This window comes from Pedobacter foliorum (assembly GCF_013266735.1).
GTDB lineage: Bacteria > Bacteroidota > Bacteroidia > Sphingobacteriales > Sphingobacteriaceae > Pedobacter > Pedobacter foliorum.
The window spans coordinates 618137-641179 of record NZ_JABSNU010000001.1 but is presented as its reverse complement, the minus strand read 5'-3'; the positions used below and the strand labels follow the sequence as shown (position 1 = coordinate 641179).

Annotated in this window: 24 protein-coding genes; 20 read left to right on the top strand and 4 right to left on the bottom strand. The window is 40.3% G+C overall.

Annotated features, from left to right (window positions below; all coding sequences use genetic code 11):
- The first annotated feature begins 43 nt into the window (after positions 1-43).
- The 9 genes from HQN83_RS02920 (at position 44) to HQN83_RS02880 (ending at position 9816) form a co-directional block, all read left to right on the top strand.
- A complete protein-coding gene (locus tag HQN83_RS02920; RefSeq protein WP_173088418.1) occupies positions 44-427 on the top strand; it encodes a hypothetical protein in 384 nt (127 codons plus the stop codon).
- A 136-nt stretch (positions 428-563) separates the two neighbouring features.
- The gene (locus tag HQN83_RS02915; RefSeq protein WP_246254193.1) at positions 564-3002 is read left to right on the top strand and encodes a TonB-dependent receptor; all 2439 of its coding nucleotides are present in this window, start codon (positions 564-566) and stop codon (positions 3000-3002) included.
- On the top strand, positions 2999-4102 hold the full coding sequence (locus HQN83_RS02910) for a PepSY-associated TM helix domain-containing protein (RefSeq protein ID WP_173088416.1): 1104 nt from the start codon (positions 2999-3001) through the stop codon (positions 4100-4102). The genes HQN83_RS02915 and HQN83_RS02910 overlap by 4 nt, the downstream gene beginning before the upstream one ends.
- 546 nt (positions 4103-4648) lie before the next feature.
- On the top strand, positions 4649-5263 hold the full coding sequence (locus tag HQN83_RS02905; RefSeq protein WP_173088415.1) for a MarR family winged helix-turn-helix transcriptional regulator: 615 nt from the start codon (positions 4649-4651) through the stop codon (positions 5261-5263).
- Between the two features lie 77 nt (positions 5264-5340).
- Positions 5341-6828, top strand: coding sequence for a phytoene desaturase family protein (locus HQN83_RS02900; protein WP_173088413.1), 1488 nt, complete (start codon positions 5341-5343; stop codon positions 6826-6828).
- 3 nt (positions 6829-6831) lie between these two features.
- Positions 6832-7668 carry a phytoene/squalene synthase family protein gene (locus tag HQN83_RS02895; RefSeq protein ID WP_173088411.1) on the top strand — a complete coding sequence of 279 codons (837 nt, stop codon included), beginning with the start codon at positions 6832-6834 and terminating at the stop codon, positions 7666-7668.
- Positions 7665-8168 (top strand): hypothetical protein, encoded by a 504-nt coding sequence (locus tag HQN83_RS02890; protein WP_173088409.1) that lies wholly within the window; start codon positions 7665-7667, stop codon positions 8166-8168. Before HQN83_RS02895 ends, HQN83_RS02890 begins: the two co-directional genes overlap by 4 nt.
- Positions 8169-8195: 27 nt before the next feature.
- On the top strand, positions 8196-8657 hold the full coding sequence (locus HQN83_RS02885) for a sterol desaturase family protein (protein ID WP_217277293.1): 462 nt from the start codon (positions 8196-8198) through the stop codon (positions 8655-8657).
- 1 nt (position 8658) lies between these two features.
- A complete protein-coding gene (locus HQN83_RS02880) occupies positions 8659-9816 on the top strand; it encodes a lycopene cyclase family protein (protein ID WP_173088407.1) in 1158 nt (385 codons plus the stop codon).
- 138 nt (positions 9817-9954) lie between these two features.
- Here HQN83_RS02880 and HQN83_RS02875 read toward each other — a convergent pair whose 3' ends face one another.
- Positions 9955-10410 carry a VOC family protein gene (locus tag HQN83_RS02875; protein ID WP_173088405.1) on the bottom strand — a complete coding sequence of 152 codons (456 nt, stop codon included), beginning with the start codon at positions 10408-10410 and terminating at the stop codon, positions 9955-9957.
- 153 nt (positions 10411-10563) lie between these two features.
- Between HQN83_RS02875 and HQN83_RS02870 the strand changes: the two genes are divergently transcribed.
- The 3 genes from HQN83_RS02870 (at position 10564) to HQN83_RS02860 (ending at position 12813) form a co-directional block, all read left to right on the top strand.
- Positions 10564-11232, top strand: coding sequence for a hypothetical protein (locus HQN83_RS02870; protein WP_173088403.1), 669 nt, complete (start codon positions 10564-10566; stop codon positions 11230-11232).
- 318 nt (positions 11233-11550) lie between these two features.
- Positions 11551-12318: a helix-turn-helix domain-containing protein gene (locus tag HQN83_RS02865; RefSeq protein WP_173088401.1), complete on the top strand. Its 768-nt coding sequence runs from the start codon at positions 11551-11553 to the stop codon at positions 12316-12318.
- A 66-nt stretch (positions 12319-12384) separates the two neighbouring features.
- Positions 12385-12813: a DUF1398 domain-containing protein gene (locus HQN83_RS02860; RefSeq protein ID WP_173088399.1), complete on the top strand. Its 429-nt coding sequence runs from the start codon at positions 12385-12387 to the stop codon at positions 12811-12813.
- Positions 12814-12944: 131 nt separating this feature from the next.
- Here HQN83_RS02860 and HQN83_RS02855 read toward each other — a convergent pair whose 3' ends face one another.
- Positions 12945-14105: a sensor histidine kinase gene (locus tag HQN83_RS02855; protein ID WP_173088397.1), complete on the bottom strand. Its 1161-nt coding sequence runs from the start codon at positions 14103-14105 to the stop codon at positions 12945-12947.
- Positions 14106-14339: 234 nt separating this feature from the next.
- Here HQN83_RS02855 and HQN83_RS02850 point away from each other — a divergent pair, with 234 nt between their 5' ends.
- On the top strand, positions 14340-14885 hold the full coding sequence (locus HQN83_RS02850) for a GNAT family N-acetyltransferase (protein ID WP_173088395.1): 546 nt from the start codon (positions 14340-14342) through the stop codon (positions 14883-14885).
- A 232-nt stretch (positions 14886-15117) separates the two neighbouring features.
- Here the strand turns inward: HQN83_RS02850 and HQN83_RS02845 are convergent, their stop codons facing one another.
- A complete protein-coding gene (locus tag HQN83_RS02845; RefSeq protein ID WP_173088393.1) occupies positions 15118-15543 on the bottom strand; it encodes a VOC family protein in 426 nt (141 codons plus the stop codon).
- 312 nt (positions 15544-15855) lie between these two features.
- On the bottom strand, positions 15856-17376 hold the full coding sequence (locus HQN83_RS02840; RefSeq protein WP_173088391.1) for a serine hydrolase: 1521 nt from the start codon (positions 17374-17376) through the stop codon (positions 15856-15858).
- Between the two features lie 330 nt (positions 17377-17706).
- On the opposite strand from HQN83_RS02840, the gene HQN83_RS02835 reads away from it, so the two are divergent.
- The 7 genes from HQN83_RS02835 to HQN83_RS02805 all read left to right on the top strand — a co-directional run bounded on the left by HQN83_RS02835 (position 17707) and on the right by HQN83_RS02805 (position 22826).
- Positions 17707-19185: a TlpA family protein disulfide reductase gene (locus tag HQN83_RS02835; RefSeq protein WP_173088389.1), complete on the top strand. Its 1479-nt coding sequence runs from the start codon at positions 17707-17709 to the stop codon at positions 19183-19185.
- A 214-nt stretch (positions 19186-19399) separates the two neighbouring features.
- Positions 19400-19786: a hypothetical protein gene (locus HQN83_RS02830; protein WP_173088387.1), complete on the top strand. Its 387-nt coding sequence runs from the start codon at positions 19400-19402 to the stop codon at positions 19784-19786.
- 314 nt (positions 19787-20100) lie between these two features.
- Positions 20101-20511: a hypothetical protein gene (locus tag HQN83_RS02825; protein ID WP_173088385.1), complete on the top strand. Its 411-nt coding sequence runs from the start codon at positions 20101-20103 to the stop codon at positions 20509-20511.
- Positions 20512-20538: 27 nt separating this feature from the next.
- Positions 20539-21231, top strand: coding sequence for a CPBP family glutamic-type intramembrane protease (locus HQN83_RS02820; RefSeq protein ID WP_173088383.1), 693 nt, complete (start codon positions 20539-20541; stop codon positions 21229-21231).
- 63 nt (positions 21232-21294) lie between these two features.
- Entirely contained in the window at positions 21295-21828 is a 534-nt protein-coding gene (locus tag HQN83_RS02815) for a hypothetical protein (RefSeq protein ID WP_173088381.1), read from the top strand.
- Between the two features lie 193 nt (positions 21829-22021).
- Positions 22022-22351, top strand: coding sequence for a hypothetical protein (locus HQN83_RS02810; protein ID WP_173088379.1), 330 nt, complete (start codon positions 22022-22024; stop codon positions 22349-22351).
- 124 nt (positions 22352-22475) lie between these two features.
- The gene (locus HQN83_RS02805; RefSeq protein WP_173088377.1) at positions 22476-22826 is read left to right on the top strand and encodes a hypothetical protein; all 351 of its coding nucleotides are present in this window, start codon (positions 22476-22478) and stop codon (positions 22824-22826) included.
- Positions 22827-23043 lie beyond the last annotated feature (217 nt).

Below are 23043 nucleotides of genomic sequence, written 5' to 3'. Positions count from 1 at the left end.
TACCACAAAAAACAATACCTTTGCCCCAATAAAAACCCAATAATTGAGAAGATTAGTTTGTCTTTTATTACTACTCATGATCTGTATGCAGTCCTTTAATAAGCTCGGGATTATCCTTGCTTTTAAAATTAATCAGGACTACATTACTATGGCCTTTTGTGAAAATAAGGATAAACCGGAAATGCACTGTAACGGACGGTGTGTCCTGGCAAAAAAACTGAAACTGGCTGAGCAAAATGAAGAAAAACAGAGAACAGCGAATCTGGAAAAAGCGAATGTGCTGTTTTTTTGCAAATTGAACATGCTTGAGTTGAATGAATCCCAGCTTGCGCCTACAGTTAACGCTTTCAATCCTTTCTACCTAAAGTTTAAACCCTCTTCTTTTACCAACGACATCTTCAAACCACCTCAGGCCCCTACTGCCTAAGCATTCTTATCTTATTTAATCACAATTCGGGAGTATACCAATTTACCCATGTGCCATTTTATGGCCGAATTCGTGATGCAGCTCTGGCTGGTTAATTTGACCTGACCGGGCTTGCAGAAATTATCAATTGAATACAATGAAGCACTACCGACCGTATGTGAAAAATCGTACCGGATGGTTGCTTCATCAACCTATTTTATACTTTCAAATGAAAATCAATATTTTCAGCATATTATTACTATTGTTGATCAGTAGTACATCTTTCGCACAACTTAGCTCAGGTAATTTAAAAGGCCGTATCGTCACCACTAAAGAGGAAGCTGTTAGCGGCGCCACCGTTCAATTACAGCAGACAGCAATCAAAACGCAGACAGATTCTGATGGAAATTTTAGCCTTGACGCTATTCCTCCGGGCACCTATGTACTGGTGGTTTCAAATATAGGCTACACTGCCCTCAAACAAAACCTGATCATTACCGCAGGAAAAAATACCTTTCTCAATTTGCAGCTCTCAGAAAGTAAGCAGGAATTGAAGGAGGTGGCCATAAGTACCAACAAGAAACGCTACCAGGTAAAACAATCCAGCAGCGCTACCAGAATGGACCTCCGGTTACTTGAAACCCCGCAATCGGTACAAGTGGTATCCTCAGAGGTCATGCAGGACAAACAGGCTTTTACACTGAATGAACTTTCGGGTACTTTCACGGGTATGAAAGCCAATAATGGAAATGGCTCATTCAATATGCGGGGGTTTACTGCCTATTCTCCTAATGATGCCAGTTTCCTGCTCTACAATGGCATCAGAGGTAACCTCTTTCTATGGAGTCAGCAGCCACTATTGTATAACGTAGCCGCTGTTGAATTACTTCGTGGCCCCTCCGGAGCCTTGTTTAGTGAAGGGGCTCCTGGTGGTGTAATCAACTTTGTAACTAAGAAACCGCTTACCGAAAGCCGCTATAACATAGACTTGTCACTAGGTAGCTGGAAATTCCGTCGGGCATCCGCAGACCTTACAGGACCATTGACTAAAAACAAAAGACTATTGTATCGTGCCATCATAGGATACGACAGATCTGAAAGTTTCCGTAATGGTCAGGATAAAGAAAATATTTTCCTGGCGCCATCATTGACTTATTTGTTTTCAGATAAAACAAGTCTTCACCTGGAAATTAATTATGCGCATCAAAAAGCTGTTCAGCAGTATGATAATGGAACTTTTATCCGAACCAGGGCTGATGGCACTTTCGATTTCAATTATTATCCCAATAACCTGACCATCCAAAGCCCTACTGATTATGGAAAAACCAATAATTCATCGGCTACGCTGACCTTAGACCATAGCTTCAACGAAAAACTGAAACTAACAGTGGTGCAACGTGCAGTAAGAAATGTGTTGGACTTTACCGATCATATCCCTTTAGGAAAGATCAAAAATGATTCCATCAGCAGAGGGTACCAGGATTGGGAAACCGATCGCTTTAGTCTGCAAACCACGGCTTATGCAAGCTATGCTACGAAGACCGGGCCTTTTAAACATCAGGTCATAGTTGGTGCGGACTACAACCGTTTTGGTTGGACTAAAAATGACTACCAGTTTAAAACGTCTACCCGTATTTCAATTTTTAATCCTGATTACAGCAATGACATCCCGGGAGCTGATGTTCCGGCTGAGGAAGCGGACGACAACAAACGGATTACCAATTTAGCGGGCTTTTATGTTCAGGATCAGGTGAGTTTTGGCAGACACCTTAAAGCGCTGCTTTCTTTACGACACGATAAGTATGATGGAAAGGAAACCCCACTATCAGCAAGAGATAATAAACAAGGTGATGAACTGCAGGCCTCCGGATGGATTCCACGGGTTGGACTGGTTTACCTGCCTATAGAGAATATATCTTTTTATGGTACTTACCTGAGGTCTTTTAATCCTCAAACTTCAAATAATGTGCTTTCCGGTGGTCCCTTTCCTACCCGTACGGCCAGTCAATATGAACTGGGTTCTAAGGCTGATTTCTTTCATCAGCAATTGTCAACCACATTGTCCGTATACGAGATCAAATATGCAAACATCCTCACGGCCGCTCCTACTGAAGAAAACTCGCACCGTCAGGCCGCAATTGATGGTACCCGAAGCAGGGGTATTGAATTCTCTGCCTCGGGCACGGTTCAAAATTTTAATGTTATAGCGGGATATGCCTATAACGAACACCTCATTCTAAGCACAAGTGCTTATGGTAAAAAGGGCGATCGTTTTGCAAATGCACCAAAGCACATGGCCAACCTTTGGTTAAAATACAACCTCTATGGTACTGCACTAAAAGGTCTGGGAATAGCTGGCGGTGTACGCTATGTGAGCGATCAGGTTGGCCTGATCAGTAACCAGAACTTTGTGTTCCCGGAGTATACTGTATTGGATGCAGCCATCAATTACCAAAGGGGCCGTTATCACATTCAGTTTAATGCGTATAACTTAACAGATAAGCGCTATTTTACCGGTAGCAGATCAAGTACGGTTTCTGGCGGTTTAGGTGATCCCTTTAATTATAGAGTTGGAATAAGCTATCAGATCCGATGAACAGGTCAAAATCAATAACTAAACTGGCATTCTCCCTGCACAGCTGGCTCGGCCTGGTCACTGGGGTATTCCTGCTATTGCTGGGGTTAAGTGGCTCGGCACTGGTGTTTTTAAAGGAGATTGATCATGCGATCAATTCAGACTTACTTCAGGTGAAACCTACAGGTAAAGTATTGTCTTTAGATGCGCTTTACAGAAAAATCGGTACGGATCGTCCGAACTTAGCGGGTATAGTTTGGTTAAATCCTGAAGGGACTCCTGATGAAGCTTATGAATTCAGGCTGTATCAGAATGACGGAAAGCTCAGTACCTATGATTTGGGGATGATCAGCATCAATCCTTACTCTGGTAAGACGCTGCGTGAAGGAAATCTGAAAGACCTGAATCCAAGCGTCATGCATTGGATATTGCAGTTTCATTGGAGTTTTCAGCTTGGGCTACCGGGGTTGTTGTTGACTACAATCTTTGGTCTCACGATGCTTTTATCTACGATAACAGGATTGGTCATTTACCGAAAACATGTATGGAAAGTCCTGACCTTTAGCGAGAAGATCAAATGGAACAACTGGAGGACCAGGTCCTCAGGCCTCCACAGGGTTGTGGGCGTCTGGGCATTGGTTTTTAATGTGGTCATTTTCTTTACCGGTTTCTGGATGAATAAATTCTCATTGGATCGTGCATACTGGAAGCGGCAAACTGTTTCAGCTCCGATAAATACCTTGTCTTCCCAAAACATAGACCAGATGCTTGGTCATGCCAGAAAAGAAATGCCTGATTTAATACTGAAAAAAGTCTATCTGCCAACTCAGCCTGGAAAGAATTTCCAGGCAAGTGGCACCCTACCGGACCAATCTGCATTTTTCTATAACGGGAATTCCATTTCCATTGATCCCGGCACCGGTAAAGTGACTGCTATTGAACGCTTGGCTGAAAAAGGAATTTGGGAAAAGGTAGAAGCTACATTTTTCCCCCTTCATGTCGGCAGTTTTGGTGGCGTCCCCATCAAAATAGGATATGTGATCATCGGATTATTGCCTGGCTTGCTTTCCATTACAGGGGCTTTGTTGTGGTGGCGAAAAGTAAAAAAATACCATGTTTAAACTAAATGTACCTGGAAAAAGGTGGCAGGACCATTATGCATTCCCAACCTCATCCCCTATTGATCGGATTCAAAAACGCACAGGGTTGTTGTGCAAGGGTTCTGGAACAGATCTCGTCATGATTTTAGATTAGGTTACAAGGGTGATTTTCACAGATTGGGAAAATCCATATTAAATCACAATCCGTCAGGCGCTGCTAGCAGTTCCTGACGGGTTACCTTAAGCTAATCATTCAGCCCTCAATAATTAATATTTTATTCGAAATAAAGCGAAGTACCAGGCTGCAGCTCCTGCAGTAAGCTAAAAGCTGCCCCTCCTATAGGCGGCGAATGACAGCTGAAAAGCCATTGCTTATCAGGTCTTTTTTTGGCAATACCCAAATTAATTTATCCCTTTAAACAGTAATGGATTACACCGCTCCCAGCTAAGTATTCCAAAAAATAAAGTACATTTATATACTAATTATACTTAATCATAGTAATTCAATGACGGAATAATGACAAAATAAGTATATAATTATACTATTTTTGTTCAAATTAAAAAGTTATGTACTACGACTTAATCGCTGAAGTGATTTCCTTAGTTAAGGTGTATGAAGAGGAAGCCAATCCTGGTAGCCAGGACATTCACTTATTTTTAAAGTGGCTTAACCAGCGTGATCAGGCCAGCGGTTATTCGAGCCCGGCAGACCCGGAATGGGAAGGGAAAGCTAAAGGACGTTCTGCAGATAGCGTCATCAATACTTCACTGGTCCATCTTTACAGGTATGCAAAACTACAGGCAAAGGCAGCGATAGTGGGTACAGAATTTTCAACGCCAGATGAATTCATTTACCTCATCAGTCTGGTCTCTTTTGGGAGTATGACCAAGACAGCCCTCATAAAATTAAATGTGCATGAAAAATCTCCCGGGATTCAGATCGTGAACAGGTTGATTCACAACGGACTCGTGGAACAGGAGGCATTGGGGACCGACAAAAGAAACAGAATGATCCGAATTACATCAAAAGGGACTGAGATTTTAAATGAAAGCATGCAAAATATAAGAAAGGCAACCTTGAATGTAACAGAACCGCTTTCAAATGATGAAAAAATGGATCTGATCAGATTGCTGACCAAGCTGGAGACCTTTCATGAGTTGAAAGCAGCTACTAAACTATAAGCAATTATCCAAGCCAGTAACGCGGTTTTTACTTGTTGAAAACAGCCACATAAATATACACTTCAAAGCCAACTAAATTGAAACAGGAAGGACTAAAAATAGCCGTTATCGGTTCTGGATTCGCAGGAATCAGTTCTGCTGCTTACCTCGCAAAACAAGGTTATCAGGTAGATGTTTATGAAAAAAATGCAGAAATCGGTGGAAGGGCCCGCCAACTGGTTACCGATAATGGCTATACATTTGACATGGGCCCCAGCTGGTACTGGATGCCGGAAGTTTTTGAAAAGTTTTTTAATGATTTTGGTTATCAAGCCAGGGACTTTTATGAGCTGCAGCTACTTGATCCTGGATTTAGTATCGTTTTCGGCTGGAATCATGTATTGAACATTCCCGCGGATTTTGAGGAATTATGCCAGTTGTTCGAGTCTATAGAAAAAGGAAGTGCTGAAAAATTAAAACACTTTTTAACCGAGGCGGAATATAAATACAAAGTAGGTATGGGTAAGCTGGTTCATAAACCAGGACTTTCGCTAATGGAATTTGCAGATATGGACCTCATCAAAGGTCTTTTTAAACTGCAGGTATTTACCTCTTTCAGCTCACATGTTAAAAAATATTTCAAAGATCCCCGGCTCATTGCCTTAATGGAATTCCCGGTTCTTTTTCTTGGTGCGATGCCGGAAGAAACCCCGGCACTATACAGCCTGATGAACTATGCCGGTCTGAAGCTAGGCACCTGGTACCCCAAGGGTGGTTTTGGAACTGTTATACACGCCATGAAAGCTGTTGCAGAAAAACAAGGGGTAAAATTTCATGGCGATACTGCTGTAACGGCGCTAAAAGTGAATGGCAAACAGGTGACCACCCTAATTTCTACCGCAGGAAGCAAAGACTATGATGGTGTAATTGCAGCAGCTGATTATCATCATGTAGAAGAAAAGCTACTCAACCATATACACAGAAATTACTCAGAAAAATATTGGGACAAAAGAACCTTTGCTCCCTCCGCTCTGATATTTTATTTAGGGGTCGATACCAAGGTGAACCGCTTGCATCACCATACCTTATTCTTTGATGAGGATTTGAAGCAACACGCACACGAGATCTATAAAGATACGCAATGGCCATCAAAGCCATTATTCTACGTGTGCTGTCCGAGTATCACCGATCCTGATGTGGCACCAAAGGGCCATGAAAATCTGTTTGTTTTAATGCCGCTTGCCCCTGACGTAAAAGACCCCGAAGAGATCAGGGAACACTATTTCACCTTGATAATGGATCGGCTTGAAGCGTATACAGGAACGGCTATCCGCCAGCATCTGGATTATAAGAGCAGTTATTGTGTCAGTGATTTTATTGCAGATTACAACGCTTACAAGGGAAATGCGTACGGACTGGCCAATACCCTGATGCAGACCGCAAATCTGAAGCCTTCCCTGAAGAACAAAAAAATCGACAACCTGTTTTATGCCGGGCAGCTTACCGTTCCCGGACCAGGAGTACCTCCATCCATTATCTCTGGAAATGTGGCAGCTAAAGCACTCATAAAATACCTAAACAAATAACCTATGAAAGAAATCTTTGACAAGTTATCGGCAGAATGCAGCAGAATGATCACCAAACGTTACAGTACCAGCTTTTCATTGGGTATTTATTTTTTAAACGAAAAACTCCGTCAACCTATATATTCCATATATGGTTTTGTGAGGTTGGCGGATGAAATTGTAGATAGCTTTCATGACTATGACAAAGCTACTTTGTTGTCCAAATTTAGAAGAGACTGCTTTGAGGCGATTGAAGAAGGGATCAGCCTTAACCCGGTTCTCAATTCCTTCCAGCAAGCTGTAAATGAATACCACATAGAAAGAGAACTGATAGAATTATTTCTTGAAAGCATGGAAATGGATCTGCAGCAAGAATTATATACCCATGAAAAGTATGCGCAATACATCCTGGGATCCGCTCAGGTGGTAGGATTAATGTGTTTACAGGTTTTTACAGCAGGTGATAAAAAGCAATACGAGGAATTAAAGCATTCGGCGATGAAGTTAGGTTCCGCATTTCAAAAAGTAAATTTCCTAAGGGATGTAAATGCCGATTACTATACCTTAAGCCGCACTTACTTCCCAAATGTAAACTTATCCGCATTCACTAATGTAGAAAAAAGGATAATAGAAGAGGAAATTGAAGCGGAGTTTAAACTCGCCCTTACGGGAATCCGAAAATTACCTCCCTCCTCCAGAAATGGTGTTTACCTCGCTTATGTGTATTACCAAAAGTTATTTAATAAAATCAAAAACAGTACTGCAGAAAAAGTCATGACCGAAAGAATCAGAATTTCCAACGTACATAAATTCGGATTGATGTTTGATTCGATCATCAGGTACAAAACCAACACCATATGAAGCTATCGGTCTTTTTCATTACATTCCTGTTTGTAACGACATCTTCCGGTACTGAACCGGAAATTCAGAAAGTAAAAATGTTGTTCGAAGCATCAGCAGACAGTAAAGATGCAGCAAACCAGCTTTTAGGACTATTGTCTGCAGTGGAATCATCTTCTTCGCCCCTTTTGATCTGCTACAAAGGTGCTGCTGAGATGATGCAGGCAAAATATGTATTTAACCCGCTAAACAAATTCAGGAGCTTTAAAAAAGGCAAGCGATTAATTGAAGCAGCAGTTACAAAAGAACCGGACAATCTGGAGATTAGGTTTTTAAGGTTTCTAATACAAACGAACCTTCCGGGATTTCTCAATTACAATGACCATATAGAACAGGATAAGCGCTATTTGATCGCTAACTTGAAAGCAACTAAGGATAAAGAGCTCAAGCAAAAAGTATTGAAATACTTAGCTACTTCAAAACATTGCTCCATAGCAGAAAAGAAAGGACTAAGCACGTGATAGGACATTACAAAAACAAGCAAACCAATGGATAACTGGATGATTTATGTACTCATTACCACAGGCACCTTTATTTTTATGGAGGGTGTTGCGTGGTTTACACACAAATTTGTGATGCATGGATTACTATGGACATTACACCAGGACCATCATCAGAAAAAACCGCATTTCTTTGAAAAAAACGATGCTTTTTTTTTAATATTCGCCACCCCTAGTATTCTGCTGTTCTTTTTTGGGGCGAAAGAAGGATTCAATTGGATGTTTTACATGGGACTGGGCATTTTACTTTATGGGATCGCCTATTTTATCGTCCACGATGTGATCATCCATCAACGCTTCAAATGGTTTTCACGAAGTAACAACAGGTATATCAACACCATTAAAAGAGCACATAAAATGCACCATAAGCATCTGGATAGACACGATGGGGAATCCTTTGGTATGCTATTCGCTGCTCGGAAATACTGGCAACAGGTTAAAAAAAATTAAGATGGGACACTTTGATTACATCATAGCCGGTGGAGGATGTTCGGGACGAAGTCTGGCTGTCCGCATGTTGCCTTACCTGAGGGCCTTCAATAAGAGAGCATTGCTCGTAGACAAGGAGTTAAAAAAAGGAAATGATAAAACATGGTGCTTTTGGGAAAAGCATCCGGATACATTTGAGCCTATTGTCTACAGGAAATGGGACCGATTGTCCTTCTCCAGTTCCTTCATCGATCAGGAGTTGGATATCCAGCCCTACCAGTATAAGATGATTCGTTCGGAAGACTTCTATTGCTACACTGACGATCAATTGGACAAGGACGATCACATTCAGTGTATCAATGGAAATGTAGAAGAGCTATACACTAAAAAAGAGCTGGCGCATGTCAGGATAGATGGAGCGCTATATACCGCAGATTATATTTTTTCCAGCATTCCACAGGCCTTTAAAAAAAGACCGGACCGTTACCAATATCTCCTCCAACATTTTCAGGGCTGGGTGATAGAGACAGAGGGGCAGACGTTCAACCCGGATTGCGCAACATTGATGGACTTTAACACGCCCCAGCAGGTGGGCACTTCATTCGTTTATGTTCTACCCCTGGGTTCTAATCGGGCTTTAGTTGAATATACTGTCTTTTCTGAAAAAGAACTCCCAGCAGAATACTACAGTGCAGCACTAGAGCAATACATTACGGAACAACTGCATTGCAAAAAGTACAGCATCAAAGCGCAGGAATATGGAGTAATTCCAATGTCTGACCATCCTATCAGAAAACAACGGGGTCGTATTATTTATCTGGGTACCGCAGGAGGGTTTACTAAAGGATCGACCGGTTATACCTTTAGCTTTATTCAGAGGCATACGGCTGCAATTGTCGAGAAATTAATTAGACAGGGAGATCCAAGAATCCCACCTGTCACAGCACAGAGATTTAACACTTACGATGGCATACTCCTTCATCTACTAAGCAGGGGCCGTCTTTCCGGGGAAAAGATATTTTCTAAGATGTTCGAAGAAAATAGCCCTGTTCAAGTATTGAAGTTTCTTGATAATGACACTTCTATATTAGAAGAGCTGCAGCTCTTCAGTACATTACAAAAGAAGGAATTCGCCCTTGCTTTCCTGAGGCGTACTTTTAAATTAATGGGAATCAACTAACTAATGGCGCTTTCTAACCTTTGATCAAGCGATGGAAAACTGTCGAAAGAAGTATAACAGCACTAAAGAAAGAGAATTAATTTCATAATGATTAACCCCTCCAAAAACGGTAAAACGAAACCGGTATCAGACTTTCTCCTATCCTTTGTTACCTAGTTGTTCGGCCAAACCAATTAGCAGTCCGTGTTTCTCCCGAATGTAGCAGAGCCGATAAGAGTCCTGGTACTGAACCATTTCGCCAACGAGTTCAGCACCATGCTTAAGGAGTCTGGATACCAATTCGTCAATATCTTCAACAGTGAACATCACGCGCAGATAACCGAGTGCATTCACAGGAGCTCGGCTATGATCTGAGACAATTGGTGGAGCTAGAAATTGTGAAAGTTCAAGCCGGCTGTGGCCATCGGGGGTAACCATCATCGCCACCTCTACGTGCTGAGGACCAAGCCCGGTCACGCGACCGGCCCATTCTCCTTCGATCGAGGCTCTTCCCTCGAGCTTCAAGCCGATCTCGGTGAAAAAAAAGATAGCATCATCAAGGGATTCTACAACGATCCCCATATTGTCCATTCGCAATAATTTATTTTTTTTCATATTTTTTTATTAAAAGTACCTGAAATGCTACTTTAAAAAAGCATCCAAATAAACCAATATTTTTTGTGTTTGCATCCTCAAGCTGACATGTCCTTGGAATAGTTTTTTTTTAAAAAAAAATATTACTTTCGACTATTCTAAATACCGCTCAACATGATGAAAAGCATCCAGTATTTTTGTCCATCCCTTGTATTATTTCTTGCCTTCAGCTTGCTGTTCGCCTGTAAAAAAGATTCCGCAGGTAAAGCACAGTTCCCAATAGATTTCTATTCAGAATCAGCCCAGGTAGAAACTGCCACCCGCGTATACACTAAAGGCGGGGAAATAAAGGACCCGATAAAAATTCGGCAGCTCACTGGGAATGTGAGTTATTTTCATGCGGAAGATGATCAGACAGGCAAAGGTAACCTATACCTTAGTTTCGTATCCAAAGATTCCATATTTTTTGGAAACAACAACTTCAAATTCGGAGTACGGCAATCAGGTGAACAGTTTCTGTTTACTTTCAGCTTGACCCTGCTCCAGTCTGCTGCCGGGTTCGACAACATTCGTTATCACCTGCTCAAACATGAGAATGTAGTACAGTCACAAGGAGCGCAAACCTCCAAAGAAGTAAGGATCGCCTATGGCAATCACCAGGAACTGAAACTTCCGTTTTTTGCTTACCGTATTTCCTCCTCATTTGATGGCACACCACGATCTTTATTCCGATATGATGGGATCGTAAACAATGAGTTCAACGAATCATCACTGTCGATGCTGGCCGCCCATGACACCCTTGCAGTGAAAACCTACATCCTTACCCTGAAAGCAAGAAAGTAAATTTATTTTGACGGACACTAATTAATTGGGGATATCAATCTCAGATGTTATGTACTGCCACTAACTAATAAATTTTAACGTTGAGTCCGGCCGTTTTTGGGGGAAACAAATGCCGCAAAAGACCAATCGATCAAAGCGAAAATTTGCTACGGATTAGGGATAGCATAAAACATTCCATAGCGCTCCATTTTAGGATATTAATTTTGATTTTCTACTGCTTGCTCTTTTGCGTCAATTGATTAATGGCTATATTGATCGGTTTTATAAAGGAAATAAGAAATCTGAACAGCATGATTTTTTTTGTAAATTGTCGATGGAATGAAATTCGACACCTACCTGCCTTGTGAACCGCTACGACCTTATGTTAGGTCACTTGTTATTTCAGAAACAACCGAGGAAAGCGTTTATAAGGTATTGCCTGGTACAGGTATAGTGATTGGTTTTCAGTATGATGGCCAGTTGGCTTATGAGCTGCAGGGAAAAGAATATAAATTGGCACCATCGGGTATCACGGGCTTAAATGACAGTTTTCGTTTGTTCAGGAACTCAGTGAATATTGGAACGGTGTTGGTATTCTTTGCAGCGGCTGGTGCTACTGTGTTTTTCAGGCAGCCGCTGCATGAGCTTTTCCGAGAAAGTGTTTCGCTGGATAATTTTATGTTGCGTTCTGAACTGTTGATTTTAGAGGAGCAGCTGTGCTCGGCGAAAACTGATACGGAAAGGATTGCAATTGTTGAGCGGTTTCTGATCTCTAGAATGCGTAACAGGGAACCCGACCCAATGGTTTTGCAGGCCATCGCGGTCATTCACCGGCATCACGGTAACATCAGGATTAAGGAACTGTTACAGCAGGTTCCTATTAGCCAGAGCCCTTTTGAGAAACGGTTCAGGAGTGCTGTAGGTACTTCTGCTAAAAAATTTGCTTCGATTGTTCGCATGAAATATGCTTTACAGGTTTATGACCCAAAACGTTCGCTGACAGAATTGGGGCATGAGATGGGTTTCTATGACCAGTCTCATTTCATTAAAGAGTTTAAAAACTTTACTGGCCTTGCACCGGAAGATTATTTTAAGGGGAATAGTTAATCAACGATTTTTTACAATCCTGGCTTTTTGCTGTTTTGGATATTTGTGTAAATAAATAAACAAATTATGTTCAGTTTTCTTCAAGACCCTAATGTTAAACCTCAGTTTACACTTGCTCAGATCAGGGCAGCACATGAGCAGGTAAAAAGCGGTGCAGATTTCCCTCAATACATTCAGGACATCATTGTACTTGGTGTAAAAAAGTTTGAAACGTATGTCGTTGACAGTCATACTTTATATTTTGGTGTTGATGGCTACCAGACTCAATCCGGGCCTCAATATGAGGAGCTGACGATCGCAGAGCAGTCAAGTAAAGCTTTGTTTACCAGTTACCTCCTTCAGCATCAGCAGGGAGGATCTGATTATTTTACTTTTTGCAGGCATTGTGCACAAACCGGGGTGGAGAAATGGATTGTTGACCTTACAGAAATGAGCTGTGTGTATTACGACCGCGCTGGCCATCAAATCCTGGTCGAAATGATTCCAACACCTTGAGCATGGAGGGGAAATTCGTCTGGTAAGAATTACCGATTGGATTTCCTCCATTTGATTACGCTTTCATTAAATAGCTGCTTGCTCCGCTGGTAAGGGCACTGTACAATTAAAGGACCATTCGGAAATCAACCTCAATCAGAAAATAAGATTGCAAATGTACTGCCTTTATCGGGTTCACTCTCCACACAAAGTCGCCCGCCTATAGCTTCAACCTGGGCTTTGGTGAGGAAAAGTCCGATCCCTGTACTGTCATAGCCAGTATGAAAGGTTTGATTGAGTTGAAAGAGCTGGTTGCCATGACGGTTAAGATCGATACCAATGCCATTGTCTTTTATACTCAGCGTCTTGCAGGTGCCTGTTTCAAAGGTGCTGATGCTGATCTCTGGTAAGGTTAGTGTGCTGGTATATTTCAGGGCGTTGCTGACCAGGTTATAGAGGATACTTTTGAGATAAACGGGCGGGGCAGATAGGTATGGCACATCAAAACTCATCGTAAGTGCGGCCTGTTTTTCATAGATCGTTGCGCTCAATTGCTGAAGGACCTCCCCTGTCATTTGTTCAATATCACATTGCCTGAAATCTAAGGTCGGGTTTTGCTTGGTACTGGTCAATTTCATCAGTTGATCCAGGTCATCGGCTAACTTTGCAGAACTTTTTGAAAGCATTTGCAGTCCCTCCAGTTCGGATATCACATCAGCAATTTCATTGGGGGGAACTGATGGGTCGATTTTGGATAAAAGCGCATGAGCAATCAACTGCAAATTCTTAAGTGGCCCTCTGAGGTTATGCGTCAGTGTGTAATTAAGTTCCTCCATTTGTCTGATCTTCCCATCCAGTGTCTGCTTGGTCAGTTCCAGCTCGCTGACTTTAACATCCAGCATTTGGGAGAGCTTCTTCTTGTTGTCAACATCAATGATTTGAGAAATAAAAAAGGAGGGTTTGTTGTTTTCTTTCACCAGGGAAACCGTAAGACTTATCCATATCACTCTACGTACTTTTGTGACATAACGTTTTTCCATGGTATAGGTGTCGATCTCCCCTGCCAGCAGTTGCTGCAAATAATCGAGGTCCTGGAGCAGATCATCAGGATATGTTATTTCCTGAAAAGTCATTTTTAACAGCTCAGCCCTGGTGTAACCTGTAATTTGACAAACCGTATTGTTAAGATCAATCCAACTCCCGTCCAAGCCGATCAGTGCGATCCCTATTCCAGAATACTTAAAGGCACTAAGAAAAATATCAGATGGCTGAGTTACATGATTTTCGATTTGCGGATGCTCGTTAATTTTCAAAATTGACAACTAAATGAACTGCGAAAATAAAGATATGAATTTAAAAATAAAGCGAAAAGCTTCTTGCCTTAGATTTTATGCCACAAATGGTATTCATCTGGAAATTGAATTGTAAAGTCTGGTTCTTAACCAGACGATTCGTTTTCATACAGTAATGCCTTATACCTCTTTTAGTTTACTAAGCGGTTCAGAATTTAAAAATATTCTGATACCTTAATACGTTTATCAGCAACCATGAGACAACCCGATTTTTCCGTATTTCCAGCATTAACGACCAGTAGATTCGTACTCAGAAAGCTTTCATTAGACGACGCAGCTGTAATTTACCAGTTGCGGTCTGATATTGAAGTTGCCCGTTTGACTGGCAAAAAGCCGTTTACGAGTCTGGATGAAGCTTTCACCTATATCAATAGGATAGAAAATCTCATCAATGCGAATGAATGCATATTTTGGGGGATAGCTTACCAGGATACCGAAGCATTGATTGGTGCGATTTGCCTTTGGAATTTTGACCTACCGGAAGAAACTGTCGAGGTTGGGTATGAGCTGCTTCCGCAGTTTCAGAATAAAGGCATTATGGCAGAGGTTCTTTCTTGTGTCGTAGCCTATGGATTTGATACCATGGGTGCAAAAGCCATTATGGCGTTTCCTTCGAGCGAGAATCCTGGTTCTGTAAAATTACTTGAAAAGAAAGGGTTTAAACAAGCACCGGATCACTATAAACATACACACGCGGATGTTGCGGGAATGTTGACCTATATCCTTTCTGCCCCTACCTAATCTAAGAGGCATACCATTTATACCAGGACGGTGTATTTCGGAAGATTGGTTGTTCCCCAATTTGGTGCTGGACTGGAAAAGCCAGAATCTATTGATCCCTCTTCGCCAAAAATAAATTATTGATTACTTGCTGATAACCAGTTTGTTTTGGTGTCTTTTGAAATTGGTGGAACGGGGTCAACAGATGGTGGTTTTCCACCTGCCTACTATTTATGTATACAAACACATTGGTTTACTTTTCTGATTCGATTGTTACCTTCCACATAATTCCAAATCTATCTATACAAATACCGTAATAAGAACCCCAAAATGTCAGATTCATTGGCATTTTTATTTGTCCACCTTCAGAAAGTCCATTAAATAATCTGTCTGCTTCTTCTTTTGTGTCAGCATGAACAATTAGTGAAAAGTTGCTATAGGTCAATAGTTCCGTATATGCTTCTTTGTTGTCAGCTCCCATTAGTACTGTTTCCTCGCTAATTGGTAAAGAAACGTGCATAATTTTCTCGTCTGTTTCCCTGAAAACTGCGCTGTCTGTTTGTGGCACATCTTTATAGCGTCCAAGGTAGGTAAACTCCTTTTCAAACACTGATTTATAAAAATTGAAGGCTTCTTCACAATTTCCGTTGAAGTAAATGTATGGGTTTAATGTAGCCATAGTTATTTTTTAAGGGTCGCGCTATAATGACACAGGTATTTTACTACAAATCGTCAAAAGAGGCTTTTAACGGTAAGTAATTGGATTTAAAAAAGCGCTTTCAAAAACACATTTGAATAGCAGTCTAAAAGCATTCGCTAATCAGTAAATATAAGAACATCTAAATCTTCCACCAAAAGTTGGGAAGAACCATTTTTATTGGAATATACACTGGAGACCTCAGGATTACGCTTGAATTGATATTTCAATGTAAAATAAGAATTCGATAGTTTGGAGATTATTTTCCAAAACTGCTTTAAAATTAGCTGGAAATTATGGTTTAGACTGGATTTCGCTAAGGATCTTTTTTGCCGGTTCATTTCCCGGATTCATCTCCACTGACTTTTGATACATCAGTATGGCAGCCTCCTTTTTTCCTGTTTCTAATAATGCTTTTGCATAACTGTCATAAGTATTCCAACTGTCGGGATAAAGAATGGTACAGAGTTTCAATGCTTCCAGTGCAGGCTGGTAGTGGTGATCATCCAGCAACTCAAGCCCCAGATCATTGAGTTCATGTTCCGCCGCATAATAAGCGGCTGTATCCGTCTTCAACTGATTGAACAACGTGATGGCTTGATCAGCACCTTTATGAAAAAGTTCTTTCGCATAGGCAAGAAAAAGGGACTGTTTGGACTTAGCATTTTCAGCAAAATACTGACGCCCGCTTAACAAATTAAAGCTTTCTTTACAGGCAAGTCCAAAGGCACTGCTCTCGGCATTGTCAATCAGGATCAATGTTCTGTTATGGCTAAGGTCCCGAAGGAAGAAGCTAAAGAAACCTGGCTCTCTTCCAGTATGCATGACGATCTTTCCTGCACTGGTATCACTTTGCAAAAACCATCCCAATCCATAACTGGCCTTCCCAAACTCTCCGTCTGCGGAAGTGGACCTGCCATTGGTAAGCAAAGCAGGACTTAGCATTTCATTTATCGTAGCTGCCTTCAGCAATTTAGTACTTCGAAGCGCCTGATCAAAATTCAACAAATCAGCGGTAGTACTGATGATATTTGTCGGTCCTTCAAAACCCCGCATATTATAACTCCAGGGCCTCACCTTTCTGCTGCTGTCAATGGACTCCATATCTCCCAGGTAGTGGGCACGAATCAGGTATCCTGTAACCTGATTTGGCCCTGGCTTTGGTTTGAGCAGGTAACTATGATGCATCTTCGCGGGTCTAAAAATATGGGTATCCAAATAATCGCTAAAAGTTTGCTTACTGGATTTTTCTACCAACATGGCCAACAGCGCATATCCCATATTACAATACCGCCAGCTGCTACCAGGACTGAATGCCAGGGGAATGCCGGAAACTTTCATCGCAGGGATGACATCTTTATTGGTAAATAGACGATCGGGGTCATTTTCTATTGCCGAGAGGAACAATTCTTCTTTATCTGGGATCCCGGAAGTGTGACTCAGTAATTGTTGAATGGTTACTTCACGATATGGAAATTCAGGGAAATACTTTACCAAAGGATCTTCGAGTTTGAATTTACCTTTTTCCTTTAATTGAAGGATGGCAACGGCAGTAAAGGTTTTGGAAACAGAGCCAATCTGAAATGCTGAGGCATCGGTGTTTTTTTTCTGATCCTTCAGGTTGGCAAAACCGAATGACTTACTGTAAAGGATCTTTCCCTTTTCAGCAACCAGGACATTACCATTTAAAGTATGCTGTTGTTCGAAGCCATCAAACAGCTTTTTCATCTGAACACTAAGGTTTTGAGGATAGGCCTGTAAATGAACAAATATTAAAGTGCTAAACAACAACGCAGTACTGCATACTTTTTTCATATTGGTAAGTTAATCAGATCCTTTCAAAAAGAATAGAATTTAGGGTCAAGCTCGTCAAATAGGTGTTCTATGGCTATTTTTCCCTCCAGAGGATAAATAATTCTAAATCATCGGAGTGTACGTTTTGCTATTCGATTACCGATTCTTCTATAGGATCATTTATAGCCTCTGGAGTATATTTTTGATAGGTTTCATCTTAATCTAAATCGCAGCATGCCCGGTAATGCGGTCAGCTCCTGCCCTGAAACACAGATTGCATAAATAAATTACAAATATGATTTGTATAACTAAAAACTTAGTAGTAAATTAACTAGCTAATTAGTTATAGATATGAAAACCTCAACCTATTTACTGCTGGTCTTCCTGATTGCAGGCAGCACAAAAACTACAAATGCCCAGGTGTCCGGTGTCATTCAGGCAACGGACAAGTCAAAGTGGTCCCTGAGCAATAACGATGGCTGGAGCACACCGGTAATTGCTGATGAAAATGGGAACTACAAAGTCAATATCAAAACACTTAAAAAAGGGATGTACAGCCTGGGAGAGGTTGGAGACATCTATTTGGAACCCAGTTATAGCCTAATCATCAAAAAAAACAATGAGGGATATGAATTTAGCGGGAAAGGAAGTCTGGAAAACAACCTGATCCAACAAATCCAGGCTCCCTTAAACCAGATGAATTCCAATAGTGGATACGGTGTGAAATATTCAGTGCTACTCACTGAGCCAGAAAAATTTTTCCCGATCATGGACAAATACAAAGAACAGGCGTTGCTAACGATTGACAAATCCAGCAATAAATTCTTTAAAACATTGATGCATGAAGAGATCAATTACATTCGCCTCAATAAAATCTATAACTGGAAACTCTTTTATGGACTGGACAGCACCAGAATGGATTCGTTAAAGAAAACGCTTTCCATCCCTTTGGCTAAACGCGCAAAAGACTATAACCAGCAGTTGCAAAATGCTTACCTATATCAATTCAGCAAGAAAATGACGGAGGAGCAAAAGAAAGAAGTGGATGAGCTGTTGTATTCCGGGTGGGACATGAACAACGAGTTGCTGTTTAAAAACTCTTCTTCTTATAGCTATGCAATCAATAATCGGATTAACTTCGAAACACGTTCAGGCCGATACCAGAAGCTGAGTGATTCTTTGAAAAACCCCGATCAGGCCAAACTCATTTTCATCAGGAAAGAAATCAACAACGATTACATCAAGGACCATTTTCTGTACACCACTACCCTATCACTAATCAGGATGTCCAAGAGCAGTACAAAAGTAGAATCCTTCTATAAGGAATACCTCAGCAGCACTAAAGTTTCGACTCGTCTCCAGGACATTGAACAGGCTTTTAAAAACTTAAAAGCAACGGAAAAAAATGCAGTTGTTCCTGATTTCAGTTATAGCAATCCTGATAACCAGCTGGTAAGCCTCAAAAGTATGCGGGGCAGCTTTGTTTACATTGACCTCTGGGCAACCTGGTGTGCTCCCTGCATTGCGGAAATTCCAGCGCTTAAAAAACTTGAACTGAGGCTGAAGGAGAAGAATATTAAATTCGTCAGCATTTCACTGGATGCACCGGCAGAGAAAAATAAATGGTTGAGCTATGTAAAGGATAACGATTTACATGGGATCCAGCTCATTGCAGACAATGATTTTAAGTCAGAATTTGTCAAGAAATTCGGGGTAAATACCATTCCGAGATTCCTGTTGATCGGTCCTGATGGCATTGTCATTGACAATGACGCAAAGCGTCCTTCTAATCCGGAGTTACAAAAGCAGCTCGAGGTCTTATTGAAATAGCAAAACCAGTTTCCTAAAAAAGCCTTTCCTGCTTGTCAGGGAAGGTTTAATGTGGGTATCAGTTAATTAAATAGGATTAAGCATCCCATCATCTGATACTGAAATTTTGCTTTTAAGGAAAGGCCTTCTATCGAAAGAGAAGATATAAATTAAATAAAATAGTGAATTATCACGATACAAGTTAATGTGTAACTTTATAGTTTATGATTTTTTTATGCAGACTAGAACCGAGGTAATATTAAATCAATTTGCAGCGTCATTGACTGAAACGGAACGTTACTTTAAAGACCTTATCACTAATTACTCAGGCTTTGAACGTTTAAAACCAATTTCACAATTTATTTTAGATTTAAAGGAGAAGGGGGAAGATAGCTGTTTCCGTTTCGGTACATCCATTCACCTGCTATTGATTTCCCGATCGGTTCAACATGGATTAAGACCTGATCAAAAATATATTGTGATCGAAGCATATGATGATGAATTTGAAGTCACGTTTCGTGATGGAGAGAAAATATACAGACAATATAGACTGGAGCATTTAAGTGATGATAGGTTAACTAAGTTGCTAAAAACTTTAAAGCACACCTTAATAATAGACTGATAGATCATTTTTTAATAGCAAAAACCGCAACCTTAACATACGTTGGGCTTAGGACAAGAATTTTGTGGGTATTATGACAGCGGCTCAAATTAGCATAATTTAAGTTAATAAAATAGCGAACAAATTGGACGATTGGAAGTTCAATCTTAAACATTGGTCTGGTAGACATAAGAAGTGTCTATTGGGCGCTAGGGTCAACCGCTCGGAATCTCCGTATTGATGAGGTAATTTATTAAAGAATTGCTTTGCTGGATACAGGAATGTTCTTTCTTGTATGACATTTAAATTCATTTAGAATCTATTATCTTTATTGCATGAAAACGCTTTTATTGATTTGTTTATTGGTGTCTGGCTCCTTTGGGCTAAAAGCCCAGGAGGTATTGGTTGAACATGTAGTTGGCCAGTGGAGATTAACGGATATTCCTAAGGCTGCTGGAAAAGAGGTTGTTTTGGTAGACTCTGTTTATGACGGCCGGGCTTTTGAAAGTCATACTTTACTGAATATTGGTGGAAATTATCCCAATCAGCTGATGTCAGTGTTTATCGATAAAAAAGACTATGAGAAATTTGGTGGTGATGTCTTAAAATTATTCCTGCACAAAAAGATCAGTGTTCAGGGTAAGCTATCCCTGTATAAGGAGAAACCTCAGGTAGTGGTTACTGATCCTAAGCAGTTGAACAACCACCTGAGCTGGAAGCAGAAAGTGCTCCATGTGTTCTTATAATTTCTTGTCTTTTTATTTTTCTGATACATGTTGGAATCGCTCTCTGCCTATTGGCAATATTTAAAATACCCGCGTTTGCTTGTTTTGAGTAAGAACAAGAAAATGTTGTGGAAGGATTTGTTGTGGTTATTGGTTTTAGATATCGCATTTGCAACGCTCATCGGAGTAATCTACTATTCTCTATTACATTTTAGATTGATTAGGAAGTATGAAGAAGTTGATATTTTTAAATACGGATTTCGTTTGGCTATGTTCTTAGGAGTTGTATTTGCTCCAGTTGCTGAAGAAGTGCTTTTTAGATGGCAACTACGTAAGCCTAAATGGAGTATCTTATTTGTCCTGATCTCTATTGTAGTTACAGCATGGACTGTTGTCAAAAATGATTATGCATTATTTTTTATTGGCCTAGGTTTATTGGTGATTGGTCTTGTTGCGGTTATGGTCATAGATAAACTGGATAGATTAAGAAAAGTGAAAGTCTTCAGAACCTATTATGTGTTCTTATTTTATTATACGGCAATTTTATTTGGATACATACACATCACAAATGCCAAAGGATTAACTTTAGCTGACCCGTCATTTATTTTCTATATCGGTTCGCAGATCTTTGGAGGTTTGAGTATGGGATACCTTAGGGTGAAATACGGATTAAAGTATGGCATCTTACTGCATGCAGCTTTTAACTTCATTGCTGTTCCCATAGCCTGGTTATTGGCTTAATATTTCTATACAAAAAGATCGCAGAGATGAGCACAACCGATTTCCGTCCTAACCCCAGATAATATGAGTTTTTCATCTTCAAAAATCTTTAAAGGGTCATTAGTCCTTCTGCTTCTTGATGTTCTGGTCATTTGGGTTTGGGCCATTAATTCGGATCTTGGTCCGGGATCAGCGATGGTTATCTATATTGTTGTACCAATTGCTTTTATCATCAATATTGTGATCGGAGTTGTATTATTCTTTGCCAAAAGAGTCTATAGTCCTTTGTTCTTCGTCAACTGTATTGTAGCATCTGTGATTACCTATTGGGTTTTTACTTTGGAAATGAGCAATCAATATAAAGGACATTTTGATGAATGGAGGTTTAATTTACAGGATACCACTTTTAGGATTACCAAATGGAATAAATACAATGAATTTAGCATATCATATAGTGAGGGTCCCGGATCTTCCACTAGCTTTCTAGATGGCAAATGTGAACAAAAGAACGACACACTCTTATTGACCGCGGATTCGGTAAGCATGTACATCCACAACGATAAATTATACAATTTTAGAAAATCAAAGGATCCGATCCAGTTAAAGATCTATAATTAAATCATACGTATCCACATATGACATTGCTACCCTACGAAAAACTTACCTATATAAGCCCTCTTAAAAAAGATGACGCTATCAAGAGGCTATTCGCTAAGATTGATCCCAATCCTCCTTTTCTTAATTGGAAGTTCGGCGAGTTAGAACGTCCATAAGAGGTCAAGAAACATTTAGTCCAAATGGGCAATTTATATTGCAATTTCAATTAAGCGACGGGAATTTAGTTCTTTCTAAGGTAAGCACTGGACAAGCCTTGTGGGCATCAAACAAATCCAATGGCCAGGGCTTGTATTTTCAAGCAGATGGAAATTTAATCATTTCCACCGCTTCGAATCAAATGATTTGGACATCTGATGTTTACAAAGTGGGAGGCTCCTATCTCACTAACCAGCGTTTGTATTTAGAATTACAAAATGATGGTAATTTAGTGCTGAAATGGAATGGAGGAACCTATACCGATGCAATTGCTGCCGTTGGTACAGGAGGTGGAATCGTTAGTAATCATTTTGGAAAGTTTAAATAAAATTAATAACATTTAGTATATCTCCCCACTACTTAATTGTTGTGGGGGATTTTTGTTTTATGACAATTCTCTTCTTGTTGTTTTACTAAAAATATTAGTAATTTTGTTATCCAATTTTACTGCGATGGGCAACGGACCAATTAGAGATCATAAACCATTAATGAGCTATGTTGATAATTATGAGCAAAAAGTAAGGTCAATAGACCTTATCAGAACCATATTTAATAATGCTATTAAGGAAAGGCAATGGATATTTGAACCATCAACCAAAAGATGGTTCAATCCTGAGGAATTTCTAGAAATGTATGGGCGGTACGACAACATTGATCTAAAATGGTTTGAAAAAATTGAGGTTCGAGATCCTATGGAAGGACTAGAGGCTGCCGACATGCAAATTGAAAGCATTCTTTCAAGGAAAGCAATTTTAGAGAAAAGGATTATTGAGTACTGGAAAGGTAAAAGTAGGAAAGCGTGATTTGTTAAACCCCACTATTAATTATTTTCAACTAGTTTATCTAACCGACTCCTAATTCAATTGGCCTCTTTGATAATTTAATACGTGAAATACTGCTTCGTAATCTTCCGCTGTCATGTACCCTGTACTCATGCCGCGAAGGAAGGAAATGAACCACCCAAACACATCTATATACCACTATAAAATACAAACTAGTAGGTATTGTCTTTAAGTTCAG